The 19,866-nt window shown below is 60.0% G+C and carries 3 protein-coding genes; all 3 read left to right on the top strand.

Features of this window, described 5'->3' with window-relative positions:
* Positions 1–69: 69 nt before the first annotated feature.
* The 3 genes from HBR94_RS17075 to HBR94_RS17085 are packed head-to-tail and all read left to right on the top strand — an operon-like array spanning position 70 to position 19,859.
* A complete protein-coding gene (locus HBR94_RS17075; RefSeq protein WP_170045243.1) occupies positions 70–7,947 on the top strand; it encodes a non-ribosomal peptide synthetase in 7,878 nt (2,625 codons plus the stop codon).
* Entirely contained in the window at positions 7,948–11,283 is a 3,336-nt protein-coding gene (locus tag HBR94_RS17080) for a non-ribosomal peptide synthetase (RefSeq protein WP_170045244.1), read from the top strand.
* A complete protein-coding gene (locus HBR94_RS17085) occupies positions 11,283–19,859 on the top strand; it encodes a non-ribosomal peptide synthetase (RefSeq protein ID WP_170045245.1) in 8,577 nt (2,858 codons plus the stop codon). The genes HBR94_RS17080 and HBR94_RS17085 overlap by 1 nt, the downstream gene beginning before the upstream one ends.
* The last annotated feature ends 7 nt before the right edge of the window (positions 19,860–19,866 follow it).

The raw sequence follows: 19,866 nt of genomic DNA on the forward strand, positions 1-19,866 counted from the left end.
AATCTCATTGATCGAACTTCGTCTTCCTGACACAGCTTATTTCCTCTGCCGACGGCGACGAGATCGATCATGAACCAATTGAACCAACTTCCCGATGACGACCTGCTGGCCTTGTTGCTGGCCGATGAAGCCGGCGCCGGGCAGTCCATCCAGAGCCTCGCCGGGCGTGATCCGGTGCCGCTGTCGTTCGCCCAGCAGCGTCTGTGGTTCCTGCAACAGTTCGATCCGCAAAGCCATGCCTATAACCTGCCACGGGCGATTGCCATCAAGGGACCGGTGGACGCGTGCGCCCTGGAAGCGGCCCTTAACCAGGTGATCAATCGCCACGATATCCTGCGTACCGCCTTTCGCAACACCGACGGCACGCCCCTACAAGTCATCGACCAGGGCGCACAGCTGAACCTGCTCGAAGAGGACCTGAGCGCCCTGGACAGCGTCCAGCGCGAACAGCAAGTGCAAGATCGCATCCGCCAGCACGCCACCCAGCCCTTCGACCTGAGCCAGGCGCCGCTGATTCGTAGCACCCTGCTCAAGCGCGCCACGCAGGATTATGTGCTGCTGCTCAATATGCATCACATCGTCTCGGACGCCTGGTCCAATCCGATCCTGATGCACGACCTGGCAAGCGCCCTTGGCCAACCAGGCCGGGCCCTGCCGCGCCCGTCCATCCAGTACGCCGACTACGCCCAGTGGCAACGCCAAGACTACCCGCTGACACCGCAACACGCCGCAGCCGCCCAGTATTGGAAGGCCATCCTTGGCAATGATATCCCGGCCCTGACACTGCCTCGCGAGCGCCTGGAAAACCACGCAGGTGCCGGCCATCATGCCCACACCCTGCCTGCATACTTGAACGAGCAGCTCCAGAGCTTTTGCCAGCAACAGGGCCTGACCCCGTTCGTAGTACTGCTCGGCACCTGGCAATTGCTGCTGGGACGCTACAGCGGCCAGACCGACTTCACCGTCGGCGTGCCCAACGCCACACGCAACCAGGCACAGATCCAGGACCTGGTGGGCTTTTTCGTCAGCAGCCAGGTGTATCGCGCGCGACTGGCACCCGAGCAATCGTGCAGCGCGTTCCTCCAGGCCCTGCGCCAGCAATCCCTCGCCGCCCTGGAACATGCCGACTACCCCATCGAGCTGATCCTCGAAGACCTCCACCTGCAACGCAGCCCCCAGGCCAACCCGCTGTTCCAGACCCTGTTCAACTGGCGCGCCCGCGCCGCTCAGGACGCGCCCCTGCACCTGGGCCCGTTGCAACTGACGTTTATGGACAGCCACCCGTTGCAGGCCAAGTTCGACCTGTCGCTGGACGTGGAGTACAGCCAGCAGCAGATCACCGCGCATTTCGACTATGACGCCGGGTGCTTCACCCCGGCGACCATCGCCACTCTGGCCGGGCACTGGCGGAACCTGTTGCAAGCCATGGTTGAGCAACCGCAGGCACTGATCGGCGAGCTTGCGATGCTCAGTGATGAGGAGCGTGAGCGGCAGTTGGGGCAGTGGAATACCACGGCCGTCCACTACCCCAACGCAGCCCCTGTGCATGTGTTGGTCGCGGAGCAAGCCGAACGCCTGCCACATGCCGTCGCTGTGGTGCTCGGCGAGCAGCAATTGACCCTGGATCAGCTCAACCGTCGCGCCAACCAACTGGCTCACAAGCTGCTGGAGCTGGGCGTTGGCCCCAACGTCTGCGTGGGCCTGGGCCTTGAGCGCAGCCTGGAAATGGTCATCGCCCTGCTGGCCGTGCTCAAGGCAGGCGGCGCCTATGTACCGCTGGACCCGGCCTACCCCGCTGACCGCCTGGCCTACATGATCAACGACAGCGGCATCGGCCTGCTGCTGACCCAAAGCAGCCTGGCATTGCCCGCCCCGGACAGCCTGCCGTCCCTGTGCCTGGATCAGGACAGCGACTGGCTGGAAGGCTATGACAGCGCCAACCCGCAGCTAACAGTCAGCGCCGATAATCTGGCCTACATGATCTACACCTCCGGCTCCACCGGGCAGCCCAAGGGCGTGCAGGTGCGCCACGGCGCCCTGACCAATCATATGCTGTGGATGCAGGGCGAATTGGGCCTGAACGCTGCGGACCGGGTCTTGCAAAAAACCGCCTTCAGCTTCGACGCCTCGGTGTGGGAGTTCTGGTTGCCCTTGCTCAACGGTGCGCAGTTGGTCCTCGCCTCCCGCGAGTTGTCCGACGATTTGTCAGTGCTGTGGTCGGAAGTAGCCGCCCAGCGCATCAGCGTGCTGCAAATGGCCCCTTCCCTGCTGCAAGCCTTGCTCGTCGACGAACAGGGCGCGCAGATGCAATCCCTGCGCTTGCTGCTGCTGGGCGGCGAAGCCTTGGGTACTCCGCTGGTCGCACAATTGCGCGAACGCTGGAACGGCCGCCTGTGCAACCTTTATGGCCCAACCGAAGCCACTATCGACACCACCTTCTTTGATGTCGCCAGCCTGCCCGAAGGCGCCATCGCCCCTATCGGCCGCCCCCTCGCCAACGTGCGTACCTACCTGCTCGACCACGACCTGCAGCTGTGCCCGGTGGGCACCAGCGCCGAACTGCTGATCGGCGGCGACTCCCTGGCACAGGGCTACCACCAGCGCCCGGGACTGACCGCCGAACGCTTTATTCCCGATCCGTTTGCAGGCAATGGCGCACGCCTGTATCGCAGCGGCGACCTGACGCGCTACCGTGCCGATGGGGTCATCGACTACATCGGGCGTATCGACCATCAGGTAAAAATCCGCGGCCTGCGTATCGAACTGGGAGAGATTGAAGCGCAACTGCTGCAACACAAGGCGGCGCGCGAAGCCGTGGTCATCGCCCACCCAACCCCGGGCGGCGCGCAGTTAGTGGGTTATGTGGTGCCGACGGAACCGGCAACAGACATTAACCGCCAGGACGCCTTGCGCGAGGTCTTAAAAGCCTGGCTCGGCGAACAGCTGCCAGACTATATGGTCCCAGGTCATTTGCTGATCCTGGCGCAACTGCCCCTGACCCCCAACGGCAAACTCGACCGCAAGGCCCTGCCCGCCCCCGACGCGAGCCAGGCCCTGCACGCCTACGTGGCCCCGCAAAACGATCTGCAACAACGCATCGCAGCCATCTGGCAAGACGTGCTCAAACTTGCAAAAATCGGCCTGAACGACAACTTCTTCGAACTGGGCGGCGACTCGATCATCTCCATTCAGGTGGTAAGCCGCGCCCGCCAGGCCGGCATCCACTTCACCCCCAAGGACCTGTTCCAGCACCAGACCATCCAGAGCCTGGCCAGCGTGGCGAAAACCCACGGCCAGGGCCTCGCGATCGATCAAGGTCCGGTCACCGGCAGCGCACCACTGCTGCCGATCCAACACCTGTTCTTCGATACCGAGATCCCCGAGCGCCACCACTGGAATCAATCGGTACTGCTCAAGCCCGCCACGGCCCTGGACCCGCACCTGCTGGAACAGGCCCTCAACGCCCTCATCCAACACCACGACGCCCTGCGCCTGAGCTTCACTCAGGCTGATTCTGGCTGGAACGCCGAATACCGCCCGGCCACGGCGTCGGTGTTGTGGCAGACCCGGATTGAGGACACAACGCAACTGCAATCTTTGGGCGACGAAGCCCAACGCAGCCTCAACCTGCAAGACGGGCCGCTGCTGCGCGCGGTGCTGGTCAGCCTGGGTGACGGTAGCCAGCGCTTGCTGCTGGCGATTCATCACTTGGTGGTGGATGGCGTGTCGTGGCGGATTTTGTTTGATGATTTGCAAACCGTGTACCGGCAAGTGCAGGCGGGCCAGGCGATTGAATTGCCGGAGAAGACCAGTGCGTATAAGACATGGGGAGAAAGGTTGCGGGGCTATGGGCAGAGTGCCGAGTTGCAACAGGAACTGACGTACTGGGAACAGCAACTGGACGCCGCCAGCCACGACCTGCCGCAATCCAACCCTGACGGTAGCCAGCAGCATAGCCGGTCAACGACTGTCGATATCCTATTGAGCAAAACCCTGACCCAACAACTGTTGCAAGTCGCGCCCGCGGCCTATCGCACGCAAATCAATGATCTGCTGCTGACGGCCCTAACCCGTGCAGTCAGCCAATGGACCACGCGCGACAACGTGCTGATCCAACTGGAAAGCCATGGCCGCGAACCCCTGTTCGATGACATTGACCTAACCCGCACCATCGGCTGGTTCACCAGCCTGTACCCGATCAAGTTGAGCGCCCATCCGGATTTGGGCGAAGCAATCAAACAGGTCAAGGAACAACTGCGGGCCATTCCTGACAAAGGCATTGGATTTGGCGTTCTACGCTATCTGGGTGACGCTCAGACTCGGGAACGCCTGAGCGCATTGCCCGTGCCACGTATTACCTTCAACTACCTGGGCCAGTTCGACGGTAGCTTCGACAGTGCCGAAGGCGCGCTGTTTGTGCCTACTGGCGAGGAGCGTGGTGCCGAAAAAAGCAGCGAAACGCCTTTGGGCAACTGGCTGACCATCAATAGCCAGGTCTATGGCAGCCAGTTGAGCATGAGCTGGACGTTCAGCGACGACGTCTTCCCTGTTGAAGTCATCCAGAACCTCGCCAACAACTGCCTGCATGCGCTCGAGCAACTGATCGGCTATTGCTGCGATACCGATCACCAAGGTGCAACACCCTCTGACTTCCCATTGGCTGGGTTGAGCCAGGCACAACTGGACACACTGAGCATCCCGGTCCAGCAGATCGAAGACATTTACCCGTTGTCGCCGATGCAGGAAGGCTTGCTGGTGCACACGTTACTGGAAAAAAACTCCGGCATTTACTTCATGCAAGAGTGCTACACCATCAAGGAAACGCTGGACTATCCGCGCTTCGAGGCGGCCTGGCAGCAGGTGGTAAAACGCTATGAAGCGATTCGGGCGTCATTCCTGTGGAATACCGGCGGCACGCTGCTGCAAGTCATCCACAAAAACAGCAACGTGCAGGTCGAACGGCTGGACTTGAGCCATGTGCCGATGGACCGGGTACAAGCACAGATCGAACACTTGCTCAAGGTAGAGCGGGAAGCCGGCTTCGATCTAGCCTTGCAGCCTCCGATCCGCTTCAAGCTGATCCTGCTGGCCGACCACTCCCACCGGTTTGTCATGAGCAACCACCATATCCTGCTAGATGCCTGGTGCCGCTCGTTGCTGATGTCGGACTTCTTCGAGATCTACCACGCCATGTTGGCGGGTAAACCCTGTGAGCTCGCCACGCCCTACCGCTTCCGCGACTTTATCCAGTGGTTGCAACAACAGGATCGCACCGCCGCCACGACGTTCTGGCAAGATCAACTGGAGGGCCTGGAGCACACCACGTCACTCCCGGTGGATCATCCGCAAGTGCCTGCGCACTCGGTGTCGGTGATTGGCGACAACTACACCTGGCTCAGCCAGCAAGACAGCACCGCACTGCAAGAGGCCGCGACGCGCCACCACCTCACGCTCAACACCTTCGTCCAGGCTGCCTGGGCCTTGACCCTGCATAACCACAGTCGCTCGCGGGACGTAGTGTTCGGTGTTACGGTTTCCGGTCGCCCAGCGCATATTCCCGAGATGCAAAATACCGTAGGGCTGTTTATCAACAGCGTACCGTTGCGGGTCGCTATCCCCACCCCGGACAGTCAACTCAGCACCCTCGCCTGGCTGCAAACCATCCTGCACAAGAACGTGTCAGTGCGTGAATATGACTATCTGCCCCTGGTCAACATTCAGGAGTGTAGCCAGATCCTCAAAGGCCAGCCGCTGTTCAACAGCCTCTTCGTCTACGAAAACGCGCCGATGGAAGACTCCGTCGGCCAGGACGCTCAGGACATGGGCGTAATCTCCGAATCTTCGCGGACCCACACTAATTATCCGGTGACCGTGGTGGTCTACCCAAGCGACAAGATTGGCCTGCATCTGTCATACGACACCCGCTTTTTCGAGCAGTCGACCATGGACAGCTTGCTCGAAGAGTTCAAGCAATGGCTGATCGCCCTACGTCATCACCTGCACCAACCGTTGGCCCAGATCACTCTGGTGGCTCCGGAACGTCTAAGTGAGTGGGCCCTTGAACACAATCAATCGCAGGTGCCCCACGATCTGCAGCGCTCATTTGTCGAGCAGTTCGAACAGCACGTCGATGCCAGCCCGCAACGCGTGGCAGCGGTTTGCCAGGACCGTGCCTGGACCTACGAGCAACTCGACCATGAGGCGAACATCCTCGGCCATCGCTTGATCGAGCGCGGCGTGGGCCTGGACCAACCCGTGGCCCTGCTGGCCGACCGCGACCTGGAGCTGCTGGCAATGATTGTCGGCACCTTCAAGGCCGGCGCAGGATATCTTCCGTTGGACCCAAGCCATCCTGGCGAACGGATCAAGAGCGTCCTGCGCCTTAGCAAGACGCCACTATTGGTCTGCACGGCCAAGTACCGCGAGCAGGCCCAGATGCTGCTTGGCGAACTGGCCATCAGCGCCCCCGAACATAGCGTGGGCCTGCTGGTCTGGGAGGATCTGCCGCCTGATTTGGCCAACCGGCAACGCCCAGGACGCTACAGCGGCCCGAACAATCTGGCTTATGTGATTTTCACTTCAGGCTCCACCGGGCAGCCCAAGGGGGTCATGGTGGAACAGGCCGGCATGCTCAACAATCAGTTGAGCAAAGTGCCTTACCTGCAACTGACCGAGCAGGACATCATCGCGCAGACCGCTTCCCAGTCGTTCGACATTTCTGTCTGGCAGTTCCTCACCGCACTGCTGTGCGGCGCCAAGGTATGTATTTTTGCCGACGACATTTCGAAGAACCCTCAGGCTCTGCTCAAGCACGTTGAAGAACAACGTATTACCGTGCTGGAAATTGTCCCGGCGCTGATCCAGGCGCTGCTAATCGAACAACACAGCGACCTTCCCGACCTGCGCTGGCTACTACCAACGGGCGAAGCGCTGCCGGCAGAAACTGCCGCCGACTGGCTGGCACGCTACCCGGCCATCAAGCTGATCAACGCCTACGGGCCGGCTGAGTGTTCTGATGATGTGGCGTTCTACAACATCGACCCGGCCTCGACTCAACGCACCTACATCCCGATCGGTTACCCAACCGATAATAATCGTCTGTATGTGCTGGACGGCGACCTGTCGCCGATCCCCACCGGGGCAACGGGTGAAATCTGCATTGCCGGCGTCGGCGTAGGGCGCGGCTACTGTGGTGACCCGGTGCGCACCGCCGCCAGCTTTGTGCCCAACCCCTTTGCCCTGATACCGGGCGAGCGGTTGTACAAGAGCGGTGACCTGGCGCGCCGACGCAAGGAAGACGGCGCCCTGGAGTACCTGGGGCGTGTGGACCAGCAGGTAAAAATCCACGGATTCCGTATAGAGCTGGGCGAGATCGAGGCGCAAATCGCGCTGTTCCCCGGGGTTCGCGAAGCGGCCGTACTGGTCGGCGAGAACCCGCTGGGCAAGCAGTTGATTGCCTATCTGACCCTGGAAGAAGGTGACACTCACTCAGGCATCGATGCGCTGCGGGCCTTCCTCAAGGCCCGCCTGCCGGCCTACATGATTCCTGCCCAGGTGCATGTGCTGGAGCAGATGCCACGCAACCCCAACGGCAAGCTCGACCGCAAGGCTCTGGCCTGCGTAGACGTGCAAAGCGAAGCCCAGGAACACCGTGAACCGCAAAGCGGGTTGCAGAGCGACATTGCCGATATCTGGCGAGCAGTGCTGAAAACCCAGCGTATTGGCCTGGATGACAACTTCTTCGCCCTTGGTGGCAATTCGCTGCTGGCCACGCAGGTGACGTCCCGCGTGCACCTGCACCTGGGTATTGAGGTACCACTGGCCACGATTTTCGAAAGTGCCTCGCTGCAAGACTATGCATCCCGTATCGAGCCCGCTGGCGAACAAGCCCCTGATGACTCATTGAATGATCTGTTTGATTTGCTCGATGTGCTGGAGACCCAATAAATGCAAGCCAACGCCCTGAATGACTTGATAGACCGCTTTATCAAGTTGCCAGTTACCCAGCGCAAAACCCTCTATGAGCAAATGAGCGCCAAGGGCATGAGCTTGTCGCGCTTGCCGATCCCACAAACCCGGCATTTCTTTGCGCAAATACCCTTGTCGTTTGCCCAGGAGCGCCAGTGGTTTCTGTGGTTGCTCGATCCTGCCAGCGCCGCCTATAACCTGCCAACCGCACTGCGGTTGCGGGGACCACTGGACGTCGATGCATTGCAACGCAGCTTCGATACCCTGATCGAACGCCACCAAAGCTTGCGCACCCGATTTGTCGAAGAACCTCAAGGCGTGATACAGGTGATCGACCCCCTGAGCGGCCTGTTCCTCGACGTCATTAGCAAGAACGGCGCCACAGATAGTTTTATCAAGGACTTCGTTGAACAGCAGAGCCGTCAACCCTTCGACCTGCGCCGTGATCAGTTACTGCGGGTGAAGTTACTACGCATTTCTGAAGAGGATCATGTCCTGCTGCTGGTCCAGCATCATATTGTCTCCGATGACTGGTCAATGCACATGATGGTCCAGGAACTGGTTCAACTGTATGGTGGCTATTCCCAGGGCCTATCCGTCGAGCTGCAAGCACTGCCGATTCAATACACCGATTATTCGATCTGGCAGCGCCGCTGGATGGAGGCAGGGGAAAGTGAACGCCAGCTGGCTTACTGGAAGGGCCAACTGGGCGGCGAACAGCCGGTCCTGGAGTTGCCCACAGATCGTTCGCGACCTGCCGTGCAGAGCTATCGTGGGGCGAACATCACGGTCACGGTTCCCCCGGCGCTGGCACAAAAACTCAAGCAGCTTGCCCAGCAGAGCAATGTGACACTGTTCATGCTGCTGCTCGCCTCGTTCCAGGCACTTTTGCACCATTACAGCCGTCAGGCCGACATTCGTGTCGGCGTGCCTGTGGCCAATCGCAATCGGGTAGAAACCGAGCGTTTGCTGGGCTTTTTTGTTAACACCCAAGTGCTCAGGGCACGCTTCGATGAACCGCTGTCCTTCAGCGAACTGTTGGCACAGGTCAAGCAAACTGCGCTGCAAGCCCAAGCCCACCAGGACCTGCCCTTCGAGCAACTGGTCGAAGCCCTGCAGCCGGAGCGTAACCTGAGCCTCAACCCTTTGTTCCAAGTGATGTTCAACCACCTCAGCGAACACCAGGGCGCTGCAGCCGGCCAGCCGTCATCACCTTCCGCCTTGCACGTCGAGAGTCTGAGCAGAGAACACCATACCGCTCAATTCGATCTGACCCTCAACACCTTTGAATCAGCACAGGGTCTGTCTGCAACGCTGAACTATGCCACCGACCTGTTTGACGCCAGCACCATTGAGCGCTTTGGGAAACATTGGCTGAACTTGCTGGAACACTGCATTGCAGCGCCACAGCAGTCAATCAACAGTATGTCGCTGCTCAGTGATATGGAAAGACAGCAGATCCTACAAGGTTGGAACGCCAGCACTGCCGACTACCCTCGCGACAGCGCCATCCACCACCTGATCGAAGCCCAGGCCGCCCGCATCCCGGATGCCGTGGCGTTGGTCTTCGACACCCAGTCATTGACCTTTGCCCGACTCAACCAGCAGGCCAACCGCCTCGCCCATCGCCTGATCGCGGCCGGTGTCGGCCCGGATGTACTGGTGGGGATTGCGGTGCAACGCAGCGTCGACCTGGTGGTCGGGCTGCTGGCGATTCTCAAGGCCGGTGGCGCCTATGTGCCACTGGACCCGGCGTACCCCGAGGAACGCCTGGCCTACATGATGCAAGACAGCGGCCTGGCACTGCTGCTGACCCAGGCACCGTTGCTGGCGCGCTTGCCGATCCCGGCCGGGGTCAGTGCCCTGGCCCTGGACCAACCGGATGCGTGGCTCGATGGCTACAGCTGCGAAAACCCGCTGCCGCGCACCACGGCCGAACACCTGGCCTACGTGATCTACACCTCCGGCTCCACCGGCAAGCCCAAAGGCGTGATGGTGCGCCATGGCGCCCTGACCAACTTTGTGTGCAGCATGGCCCGCCAGCCGGGCCTGGATGCCAATGACCGGCTGCTGTCGCTGACCACCTTTTCGTTCGATATTTTCGGCCTGGAAATCTATGGGCCACTGTTGGCTGGCGCAACCCTGGTGCTGACCGGACAGGACATCAACCTCGACCCGCAAGCCTTGCTTGCCCTGGTCAAACAGCAGCGCATCAGCGTGTTGCAGGCCACGCCCTCGACCTGGCGCATGCTGCTCGATCACCCGCAGGCCGATGAGCTCAAGGGCTGCAAACTGCTGTGCGGCGGTGAGGCGCTGCCCCTGGAACTGGCGACCCGCCTTTTGGCGCTTTCGCCCCAGGTGTGGAACCTCTACGGGCCGACCGAGACCACCATCTGGTCGGCGCAGTACCCGCTCACGCCAACTCAGCCGCAGCCGTGGCTGGGCGGGCCGATTGCCAATACCAGCCTGTATATCCTCGACGATAACCTGGCGCCGGTGCCGGTCGGGGTGACGGGTGAATTGTTGATTGGCGGCGATGGCCTGGCGCGGGGTTATTTCCAGCGCCCGGCACTCACCGCCGAACGCTTCCTGCCTGACCCATTTGGTGCGCCCGGTACGCGCCTGTACCGCACCGGCGACCTGGCGCGCTACCGCGCGGACGGGGTGATCGAGTACATCGGCCGGGTGGATCACCAGGTAAAAATCCGTGGATTGCGGATCGAACTGGGGGAAATCGAGGCGCGGCTGTTGGAGCAACCGCAAGTGCGCGAAGCCGCCGTGGTGGTGCGGGACGTCGCTGGCCATCCGCAGTTGGTGGCGTATGTGGTCGCAGCGCAAGGGGTGAGCGATGAGCAAGTTCTACGTGATGCGTTTAAGCGTCAGCTCAAGGGCGACCTGCCGGAGTATATGGTGCCCAACCATTGGGTATTCCTCGACAGCCTGCCGCTGACCCCCAATGGCAAGCTTGATCGCAAGGTGTTGCCGGCGCCGGATGCCAGTCTGGCGCAAAAAACCTATGTAGCGCCCTGTAGTCCTTTGCAACAGCAGGTCGCAGCGATTTGGCAAGACGTATTGAAAGTCGAGCCTATCGGCCTGGAGGACCATTTCTTTGAACTGGGTGGGCACTCACTACTGGTCGTGAGCGTGGTCTCGCGCCTACAACTTGAGCTGGGTATGCAGTTGACGCCGCAGTTGATGTTCCAACACCCGACTCTGGGCGCGTTTACCGCCCAGCTTGAGCAGCAGGCAGGACCTGTCACCGCGCAGAAACTCGACAAACTTGAAGCCCTGCTCGATGAAATGGAGGAGTTCTGATGGATAAGACTGTCGCCGCCCGTATTGCCCGGCGTTTCATCACCCTGCCCCTGGAAAAGCGCAAGCTGTACCTGGAAAAAATGCTGGCTGAAGGGGTTTCACCCGCCAACCTGCCAATCCCTGAAGTGCAGTCAGCCTTCGAATCCATCCCACTTTCTTTCGCTCAAGAACGGCAGTGGGTGCTCTGGCAACTAGACCCCGACAGCGCAGCCTACAACATTCCAACTGCCCTGCGACTCAAGGGTAAACTGGACGTCGTGGCGCTGGAGCAAAGCTTCAACGCCTTAATCGCCCGTCACCAGACGCTGCGCACCACGTTTGCACATGGCGAAGATCGACCATTGCAAATTATTCACCTCGACATGCCGATGCAGATCCAGCAAAGCAGCGTTTCGGGGCTCGACGACGCAGGAATCAAGGCATTTATCCAAGCCCAGGCTTACCAGCCATTTGATTTGCAGCAAGGCCCACTGTTGCGTGTAGCCTTGCTACAGCTGGGCCAGGATGACCATGTACTGGTGCTGACCCAGCACCACATCGTCTCGGATGACTGGTCGATGCAGGTGATGGTCGATGAACTGGTTGCACTGTACTCGGATTATCAGCAAGGCCAACCAAACGTCTTGCCAGAGCTGACAATCCAGTACGCCGACTATGCCATCTGGCAACGTCATTGGATGGAGGCCGGTGAAAGCGAACGCCAACTGGCTTATTGGCAAGCCCAATTGGGTGGTGAACAACCCGTATTGGAGTTACCCACCGATCACCCACGGCCAGCTGTCCAGAGCTATCGAGGGGCGAACATTGCAGTCACGGTTCCAGCCTCCCTGGAACACAACCTCAAGCAGCTTGCCCAGCAACACAATGTGACTCTGTTTATGTTGCTGCTCGCCTCGTTCCAGGCGCTGTTGCACAAGTACACCCGCCAGCCCGACGTTCGCGTAGGCGTACCTGTAGCAAACCGTAACCGTGTTGAAACCGAGCGCTTGCTGGGTTTTTTCGTCAATACTCAAGTGCTCAAAGCACGCTTCGATCACACGCTGTCTTTTAGCGAACTCTTGGCGCAGGTCAAGCAAACGGCACTGGATGCCCAGGCGCATCAGGACCTGCCTTTCGAACAACTGGTCGAGGCCTTGCAGCCAGAACGGAACCTGAGCTTCAACCCGTTGTTCCAGGTGATGTACAACCACCTCAATGACCATCAGGGCAGCGCAACCACTCAACCGGCGTCGGCCGCCTTATTGAACGTCGAAGGTATCACGTGGGGTAACCGCACCGCGCAGTTTGATCTGACGCTCACCACGTTCCAATCAACCCAGGGCCTGTCGGCTACCCTGAACTATGCTAGCGACCTGTTTGATTCCAGCACTGTTGAACGCCTCGGGAACCATTGGCTTAACCTGCTCGAACGCTGTATCGCCGCCCCGCAGCAGCCCATCGTCAGCTTGTCGCTGCTCAGTGCCGTTGAACAGCAGCAGATCTTGCGCGACTGGAACGCCACAGCCTCTGAGTACCCACAACAACACAGCATTCATGGGTTGATCGCCGAGCAGGTGGCGCGTCAGCCGGACGCCGTGGCCCTGACCTGCGGTACCCAGACCCTGAGCTATCGCCAGTTGGACGCCCGGGCCAATCAACTGGCCCACAAACTGATCGAGCTGGGCGTTGGCCCCGAAGTGCGAGTCGGCGTGGCCATGCAGCGTTCCGACGCTTTGATCGTGGCCTTGCTCGGCGTACTCAAGGCCGGCGGCGCCTATGTGCCGCTGGATCCGGATTACCCCGCCGACCGAGTCGTCTACATGCTCGAAGACAGCCGCGCCCAAGTGCTGCTGACCGAAGCCCAATTGCTCGCCGAACTGCCGCGCACCCAGGCTCAGGTGTTGCTGATAGATCAACTGGCGGGCTACCCGCTGACCGCGCCGGCCAGCCAAGCCGCGCCCGACAATTTGGCCTACGTGATCTACACCTCCGGTTCCACTGGCAAACCCAAAGGCGTGGCCATTACCCATAGCAATGTCTTGGCGCTGGTCCACTGGTCGCAGGAGGTCTACAGCCAAGAAGATATCCAAGGCGTGCTGGCCTCGACCTCCGTGTGTTTCGACCTCTCGGTATGGGAAATCTTCGTCACTCTGGCCAACGGCGGCTCACTGATCCTCGCTCGTAATGCCCTGGAGTTGCCCGACCTGCCCGCCCGGGATCAGGTGCGCCTGATCAATACCGTACCCTCGGCGATCAATGCCTTGCTGCGCGCCGGGCAAATCCCTGACAGCATTCGCATCATTAACCTTGCGGGCGAGCCACTGAAACAATCGCTGGTGGAGAATCTCTACCACCAGGCCACAGTTGAGCATGTCTACGACCTCTATGGGCCGTCCGAAGACACCACATACTCCACCTGGGCTCGTCGCGAAGTCGCAGGCCAGGCCAACATTGGCCGCCCGCTGCACAATACCCAGAGCTACCTGCTCGATGCCGACCTGCAACCCGTTCCCACAGGGGTTGCAGCGGAGTTACATCTGGCCGGCGCCGGGATCACCCGAGGCTATCTCGGCCAAGCCGCGATGACCGCCGAAAAGTACATACCCAACCCGTTTTCCACCAACGGCGAGCGGCTGTATCGCACTGGCGACCTGACACGTTATCGCGCCGATGGCGTCATTGAGTACGCAGGGCGCATCGACCATCAGGTGAAGATTCGTGGGTTTCGTATCGAACTCGGCGAAGTCGAAGCGCGCCTGTTGGCACTGGGAGATATTCGCGAAGCAGTCGTATTAGCCCAGGAAGTCTGCGGCAGCCTGCAGTTGGTTGCTTATGCAACCACACCAGGCCCCCTAGGTGATGCGATGGCTCAAAAGCTGCTGCGTGACACACTCAAGTACCACCTCAAGGAGCACCTTCCGGATTACATGGTGCCCAGCCACTGGGTATTCCTCACCAACCTACCCCTGACGCCCAACGGCAAACTCGACCGCAAAGCCCTGCCCGCCCCCGATGCCAGCCAGGCCCTGCACGCTTACGTGGCACCGCAGAACAATCTGCAACAGCGCATCGCCAGCATCTGGCAAGACGTCCTCAAGGTTGCAAAAATCGGCCTGAACGACAACTTCTTCGAGCTGGGCGGCGACTCGATCATCTCCATCCAAGTCGTCAGCCGCGCACGCCAAGCCGGCATCCACTTTACCCCCAAGGACCTGTTCCAACACCAGACCATCCAAGGCCTGGCCAGCGTGGCGAAAAACCACGGTCAGGGCCTGGCGATCGACCAAGGCCCGATCACCGGCGGCGCCCCGCTGCTACCGATTCAGCACCTTTTCTTCGACACCGACATCCCCGAGCGACACCACTGGAACCAGTCCGTGCTGCTCAAGCCCGCCACGCACCTGGAACTGCCGTTGCTGGAGCAGGCACTCGATGCCCTGATCCAACACCACGACGCCATGCGTCTGAGCTTCCATCAGGCCGACCACGGCTGGAGGGCCGAGTACCGTCCGACCACGCCATCAGTGCTATGGCAAACCCAAATCGACGACACCACGCAGTTGCAATCGTTGGGTGACGATGCCCAGCGCAGCCTCAACCTGCAAGATGGACCGCTGCTGCGGGCAGTGCTGGTGGGTTTGAAGGACGGCAGCCAGCGTTTGCTGCTGGCCATCCATCATTTGGTGGTGGATGGCGTGTCCTGGCGGATATTGTTTGATGATTTGCAGCTGGCCTATCGTCAACTGCAAGCGGGTCAGACGATCAGGTTGCCGGAAAAGACTAGTGCCTACAAAACCTGGGGTGAAAAATTGCAGGCCTACGGTCAGCACGATGTCCTGCAACAGGAACTGTCCTACTGGGAACAACAACTGGATACCGCCAGCCATGACCTGCCCCACGCCAACCCTGACGGCAACCTGAGCCATAGCCAGGCGACGACTGTCGATATCCAGTTGAACAAAACCCTGACCCAGCAACTTCTGCAAGTCGCGCCCGCAGCCTATCGCACACAAATCAATGATCTGCTGCTGACTGCCCTGACCCTTGCAGTCAGCCAATGGACCACCCGCGACGACGTCGTGATCCAACTGGAAAGCCATGGCCGCGAATCCCTGTTCGATGATATCGACCTGACCCGCACCGTCGGCTGGTTCACCAGCCTACACCCGGTCAAGTTGACCGCCCATCAGGATTTGGGTGAAGCCATCAAACAGGTCAAGGAGCAACTGCGGGCGGTTCCCGAAAAAGGCATTGGGTTTGGCGTCCTGCGCTACCTCGGGGATGCTCAGACTCGGGAACGCCTGGGTGCATTGGCCGTGCCGCGCATTACCTTCAACTACCTGGGCCAGTTCGACGGCAGTTTCGACAGTGTCAAAGGGGCGCTGTTTGTGCCTACCGGCGAGGAGCGCGGCGCCGAAAAAAACCGCGAAGCGCCTTTGGGCAACTGGCTGACCATCAACAGCCAAGTCTATGACAACCAGTTGAGTATGGGCTGGACCTTCAGCCATGAAGTCTTCCCTGTCGACGTCATCCAGAACCTCGCCGACAGCTGCCTGCAGGCGCTCGAACAGTTGATCGCCTATTGCTGCGAACCCCACCACCAAGGTGCAACACCCTCCGACTTCCCATTGGCCGGATTGAGCCAGGCACAACTGGACACACTGAGCCTCCCGGTCCGGCAAATCGAGGACATCTATCCACTGTCACCGATGCAGCAAGGGATGATGTTCCACACCCTTGAAGCATCCGAAGCGGCGGCTTACATCAATCAGACTGCCGTACCAGTCAGCGGCCTGGATATCGCGCGCTTTACCAACGCCTGGGAGGCGGTCGTCGAACGCCATGAAATCCTGCGCACCAGCTTCTGGACCGCCAGCCATCTGGTTGAGCCGCTCCAACTGGTGTTCAAAAAAGCCGCCTTGCCCCTGCACATTCTTGATTGGCAGAACCGTGAGGACTATGCGCAAGACCTGCAAGACCTGGTCGAAGCCGATAACCGCGCAGGCTTCGAGCTGCTTACGGCACCGCTGATGCGCCTGACGCTGGTCAAACTGCCGGCCGAGCAGTTGTATCTGGTCTGGACCCATCACCACATTTTGCTGGACGGTTGGAGCAGCTCGCGTCTGCTTGCCGAAGTATTCGAGGTCTACAACGGTAAGGTCCCGGCCCCCAAGCGTGGCAAGTACCGCGACTACATCGCGTGGTTGCAAGCCCAGTCACAGGCATCTCTGGAAGCTTTCTGGAAATCCAAGTTACAAGGGCTGGACGGGCCAACCATTCTCGCCAAAAGCCTATCGCCACTGCCGGACCCTAGTGGCGAAGGGCACGAGGCGCTTTACCTCAACTGGGACGTGCAACAAACCCGGCGCCTGAAAGATCAGGCACAACAGCTGCGCGTGACGCCCAACACCTTTATCCAGGCCTCCTGGTTGTTATTGCTACAACGCTATACAGGACAAGACAGCGTGTGCTTTGGCGGTACCGTCGCAGGACGGCCCCCCAGTCTTGAAGCATCTGATGAAATACTGGGGTTGTTTATTAACACCTTGCCGATCATTCAGACCCCACAACCACAGCAGACCGTGGTCGATTGGTTGCTTGAACTGCAAACTTACAATGTGGAAGTTCGCGATCACGAACATGCATCACTGGCCGACGTACAACGCTGGTCGGGGCAAGGCGGCCAGGCGCTGTTTGACAGCATTATCGTGTTTGAAAACTACCCAGTGGATGAGCGCCTCCATGAGGCCGAGCAGGACCAACTGACGTTCGGTGAAACCAGGACCCAGGGCGTGACTAACTTCGCCATGGACCTGGCGGTCAACCTGGGTAATCGCCTGACCGTCGAGTTTATGTATCTTCGTAATCGCTTCACTGCGGAGGCGACCGCGCAACTACGCCGCAGCTTTGAAACCCTGTTGCTGGCCATGCTCGACAATCCGAGAGCCACCCTGGGCAGCCTGTCCACGATCGATGCCGATGAGCAACATGCCCTGGAACAAGGCAATAAGCTAATTGCCGGAGCCTGCGCCCTGCCCTTGCTGGCGGCACAAATTCGCAACCATGCAGCCGACAATCCCGATGCAGTCGCGGTCATTTGTGAGCATCACCAACTGACCTACGGTCAACTGGAGCAGCGTGCCAACCGCCTGGCCCAGCACCTGATCGCTCAAGGGGTGGGGCCTGAGACCTTCGTTGGTATCGCCCTGGAACGCTCGGTGGACGTGGTCGTCGCCTTCTATGCGGTGATGAAGACCGGTGGTGCTTATGTCCCGCTGGACATCGACTACCCGCAAGACCGGGTGAAGTGGATCGTCGAAGACTCGGCCATGACGGTACTGCTGACCCAAAGCTCGTTGCGCAAGCGCTTCGACCAGCCGTGGGTGACCGCCCTGATCGAACTTGACACCCTGCCACTGGCGGCCTTGCCCGACAGTTGCCCGGCATCGCTAGTGGACGCGGACAACCTCGCGTACCTGATCTATACCTCAGGCTCTACCGGCAACCCCAAGGGGGTGGCGGTCAGTCATGGGCAGATTCGCATGCACTGTCAGGCCATTGGCCAACGCTATGAAATGGATAGCAGTACCCGCGAACTTCTGTTTATGTCGTTTGCCTTCGATGGAGCCCAGGAGCGTTGGCTGAGTACCCTGTCCCACGCGGGACAATTGGTAGTGCGCGAGAATCGCTTGTGGACACCCGAAGAAACCTGGCAAGCCTTGCACACCCACCAGATCAGCATCGCCTGTTTTCCGCCGGCCTACTTGCAACAACTGGCAGAGTACGCCCGGGATTGCGGCAAGGCGCCACCAGCGGTGCGCATCTACTGCTTTGGCGGGGATGCAGTGGCCGACGCCAACTTTGAGTTGGTCAAGCAGGCACTCAAACCTGAGTACCTGACCAATGGCTATGGCCCAACCGAAACAGTGGTAACACCACTACTGTGGAAAGTCGCCGCCAGTGGAACCTGCGGCGCGGTGTATGCACCGATTGGTACACGGGTTGGCAAGCGCACTCTGTATGTGCTCGACGAGCACCTCAATCCGTTGCCTGAAGGTGTGGCGGGTGAGTTGTACATCGGCGGTGAAGGCGTGGCCCGGGGTTACCATCAGCGTCCGGGGTTGACGAGCGAACGGTTTGTCGTTGATCCATTCGCTGCCAATGGCACGCGTTTGTATCGAACCGGCGATCTGGTCCGTCAGCGGCCTGACGGTACGATTGACTATCTGGGACGCCTGGACAATCAGGTAAAAATCCGTGGATTTCGCATCGAACTCGGCGAAATCGAGTCCAGGCTGCGACATATTCCTGGGGTGCAGGATGCGGTGGTTGTCGCCCGCGATGCGGGGGTTAGCAAACAACTGATTGGCTACGTCGTGACACCGGCCGATGAGGCACCTGCAGAGCGCCTACGGGGTGTGCTCCAGGCCGACTTGCCGGACTACATGGTACCCGCGCAGATCATTCGTCTGGCCGCATTGCCACTCAATCCCAACGGGAAGATCGACCGCAAGGCTCTGCCCGATCCCGACTTCAAGGGCCGTGAGTTCGTAGCCCCACGCAACGCCGTGGAGCAGGCCCTGGCGACCATTTGGCAACAGGTGTTAGAGCTGGAAAGCGTGGGGGTGACCGACAACTTCTTCGAGTTGGGCGGCGATTCGCTGCGCATCCTCAAAGTACTGTCCAAAGTCCGCAACCAGCCTGATTTAGGGTTGGAATTGAAACTGCGGGACATGATCGGTAAACCCACCATTGCTGAACTGTCGGGCTTCGCCCCGGCAACCGATCTGGATCCGTTACTGCTGCTCAACAGTCGCGTACCTCACGCCCAGCCCTTGTTCTGCCTGCATGCCGGCTTTGGCACAGTGTTCGACTACAACCCCATCGCCCGCCGACTGGAAGGCCAGCGCAGCGTGTATGGCTTGCAATGCCGCATGCTGCTCGACCGTGACTGGCAGGACGAGTCGCTCGTGTCGATGGCCATCGACTACGCCCAGTACATCCGCCAGAAACAGGCCCTGGGGCCTTATCAATTGGTCGGCTGGTCCCTGGGGGGCACTCTCGCGGTGTTGGTGGCCCAGGAGCTTGAGAAACAGGGCCAGGAAGTGGAGTTCCTGGGCTTGATCGACAGCTTCATCCCTTCTGCTACCCCTACCGCCCCCGACTTGGATTGGGGCGATGATTTGCGCGGTTTCCTCGCGGTGATCTTCGCCCAGCCCGCTGGGCAATTGCCCCTGCTGACGCTGCCAGCCGAGTGCCCTCAGACAACGCTTGAGCAACTGATTGCGCAGGTCCGCGAGCAAATCAATGGCACCTCGGCGTTCGGCGATATCGGTGTCGAAGAGTTGGCCCAGACGTTTAAGGTTGCGATGAAGCTCAAGGCCCTATCCCTGAACCTCAATGCGTTGCCACAGACACGCGTATCGGCCTGTTGCTGGTGGGCCTGCGACGTCAATACACCAGACTTTGCCAACCCGGTGGCGGGCAGCGTACTGGACGAACGGATCGTCGCCGGGCATTACCAGATGCTCAACAACAATCAACTGCTGCACAGCCTCCTCCAGCAATTGCCGCAGCGTGAAGTAGTTACCGGTTAATTCTGCC

This window comes from Pseudomonas sp. WS 5412 (assembly GCF_012985615.1).
Classification (GTDB): domain Bacteria; phylum Pseudomonadota; class Gammaproteobacteria; order Pseudomonadales; family Pseudomonadaceae; genus Aquipseudomonas; species Aquipseudomonas shahriarae.

Bases quoted from the DNA above. Each gene is read 5' to 3' on its own strand.
- HBR94_RS17075 (WP_170045243.1), top strand. From the start codon at position 70: ATGAACCAATTGAACCAACTTCCCGATGACGACCTGCTGGCCTTGTTG.
- HBR94_RS17080 (WP_170045244.1), top strand. From the start codon at position 7,948: ATGCAAGCCAACGCCCTGAATGACTTGATAGACCGCTTTATCAAGTTG.
- HBR94_RS17085 (WP_170045245.1), top strand. From the start codon at position 11,283: ATGGATAAGACTGTCGCCGCCCGTATTGCCCGGCGTTTCATCACCCTG.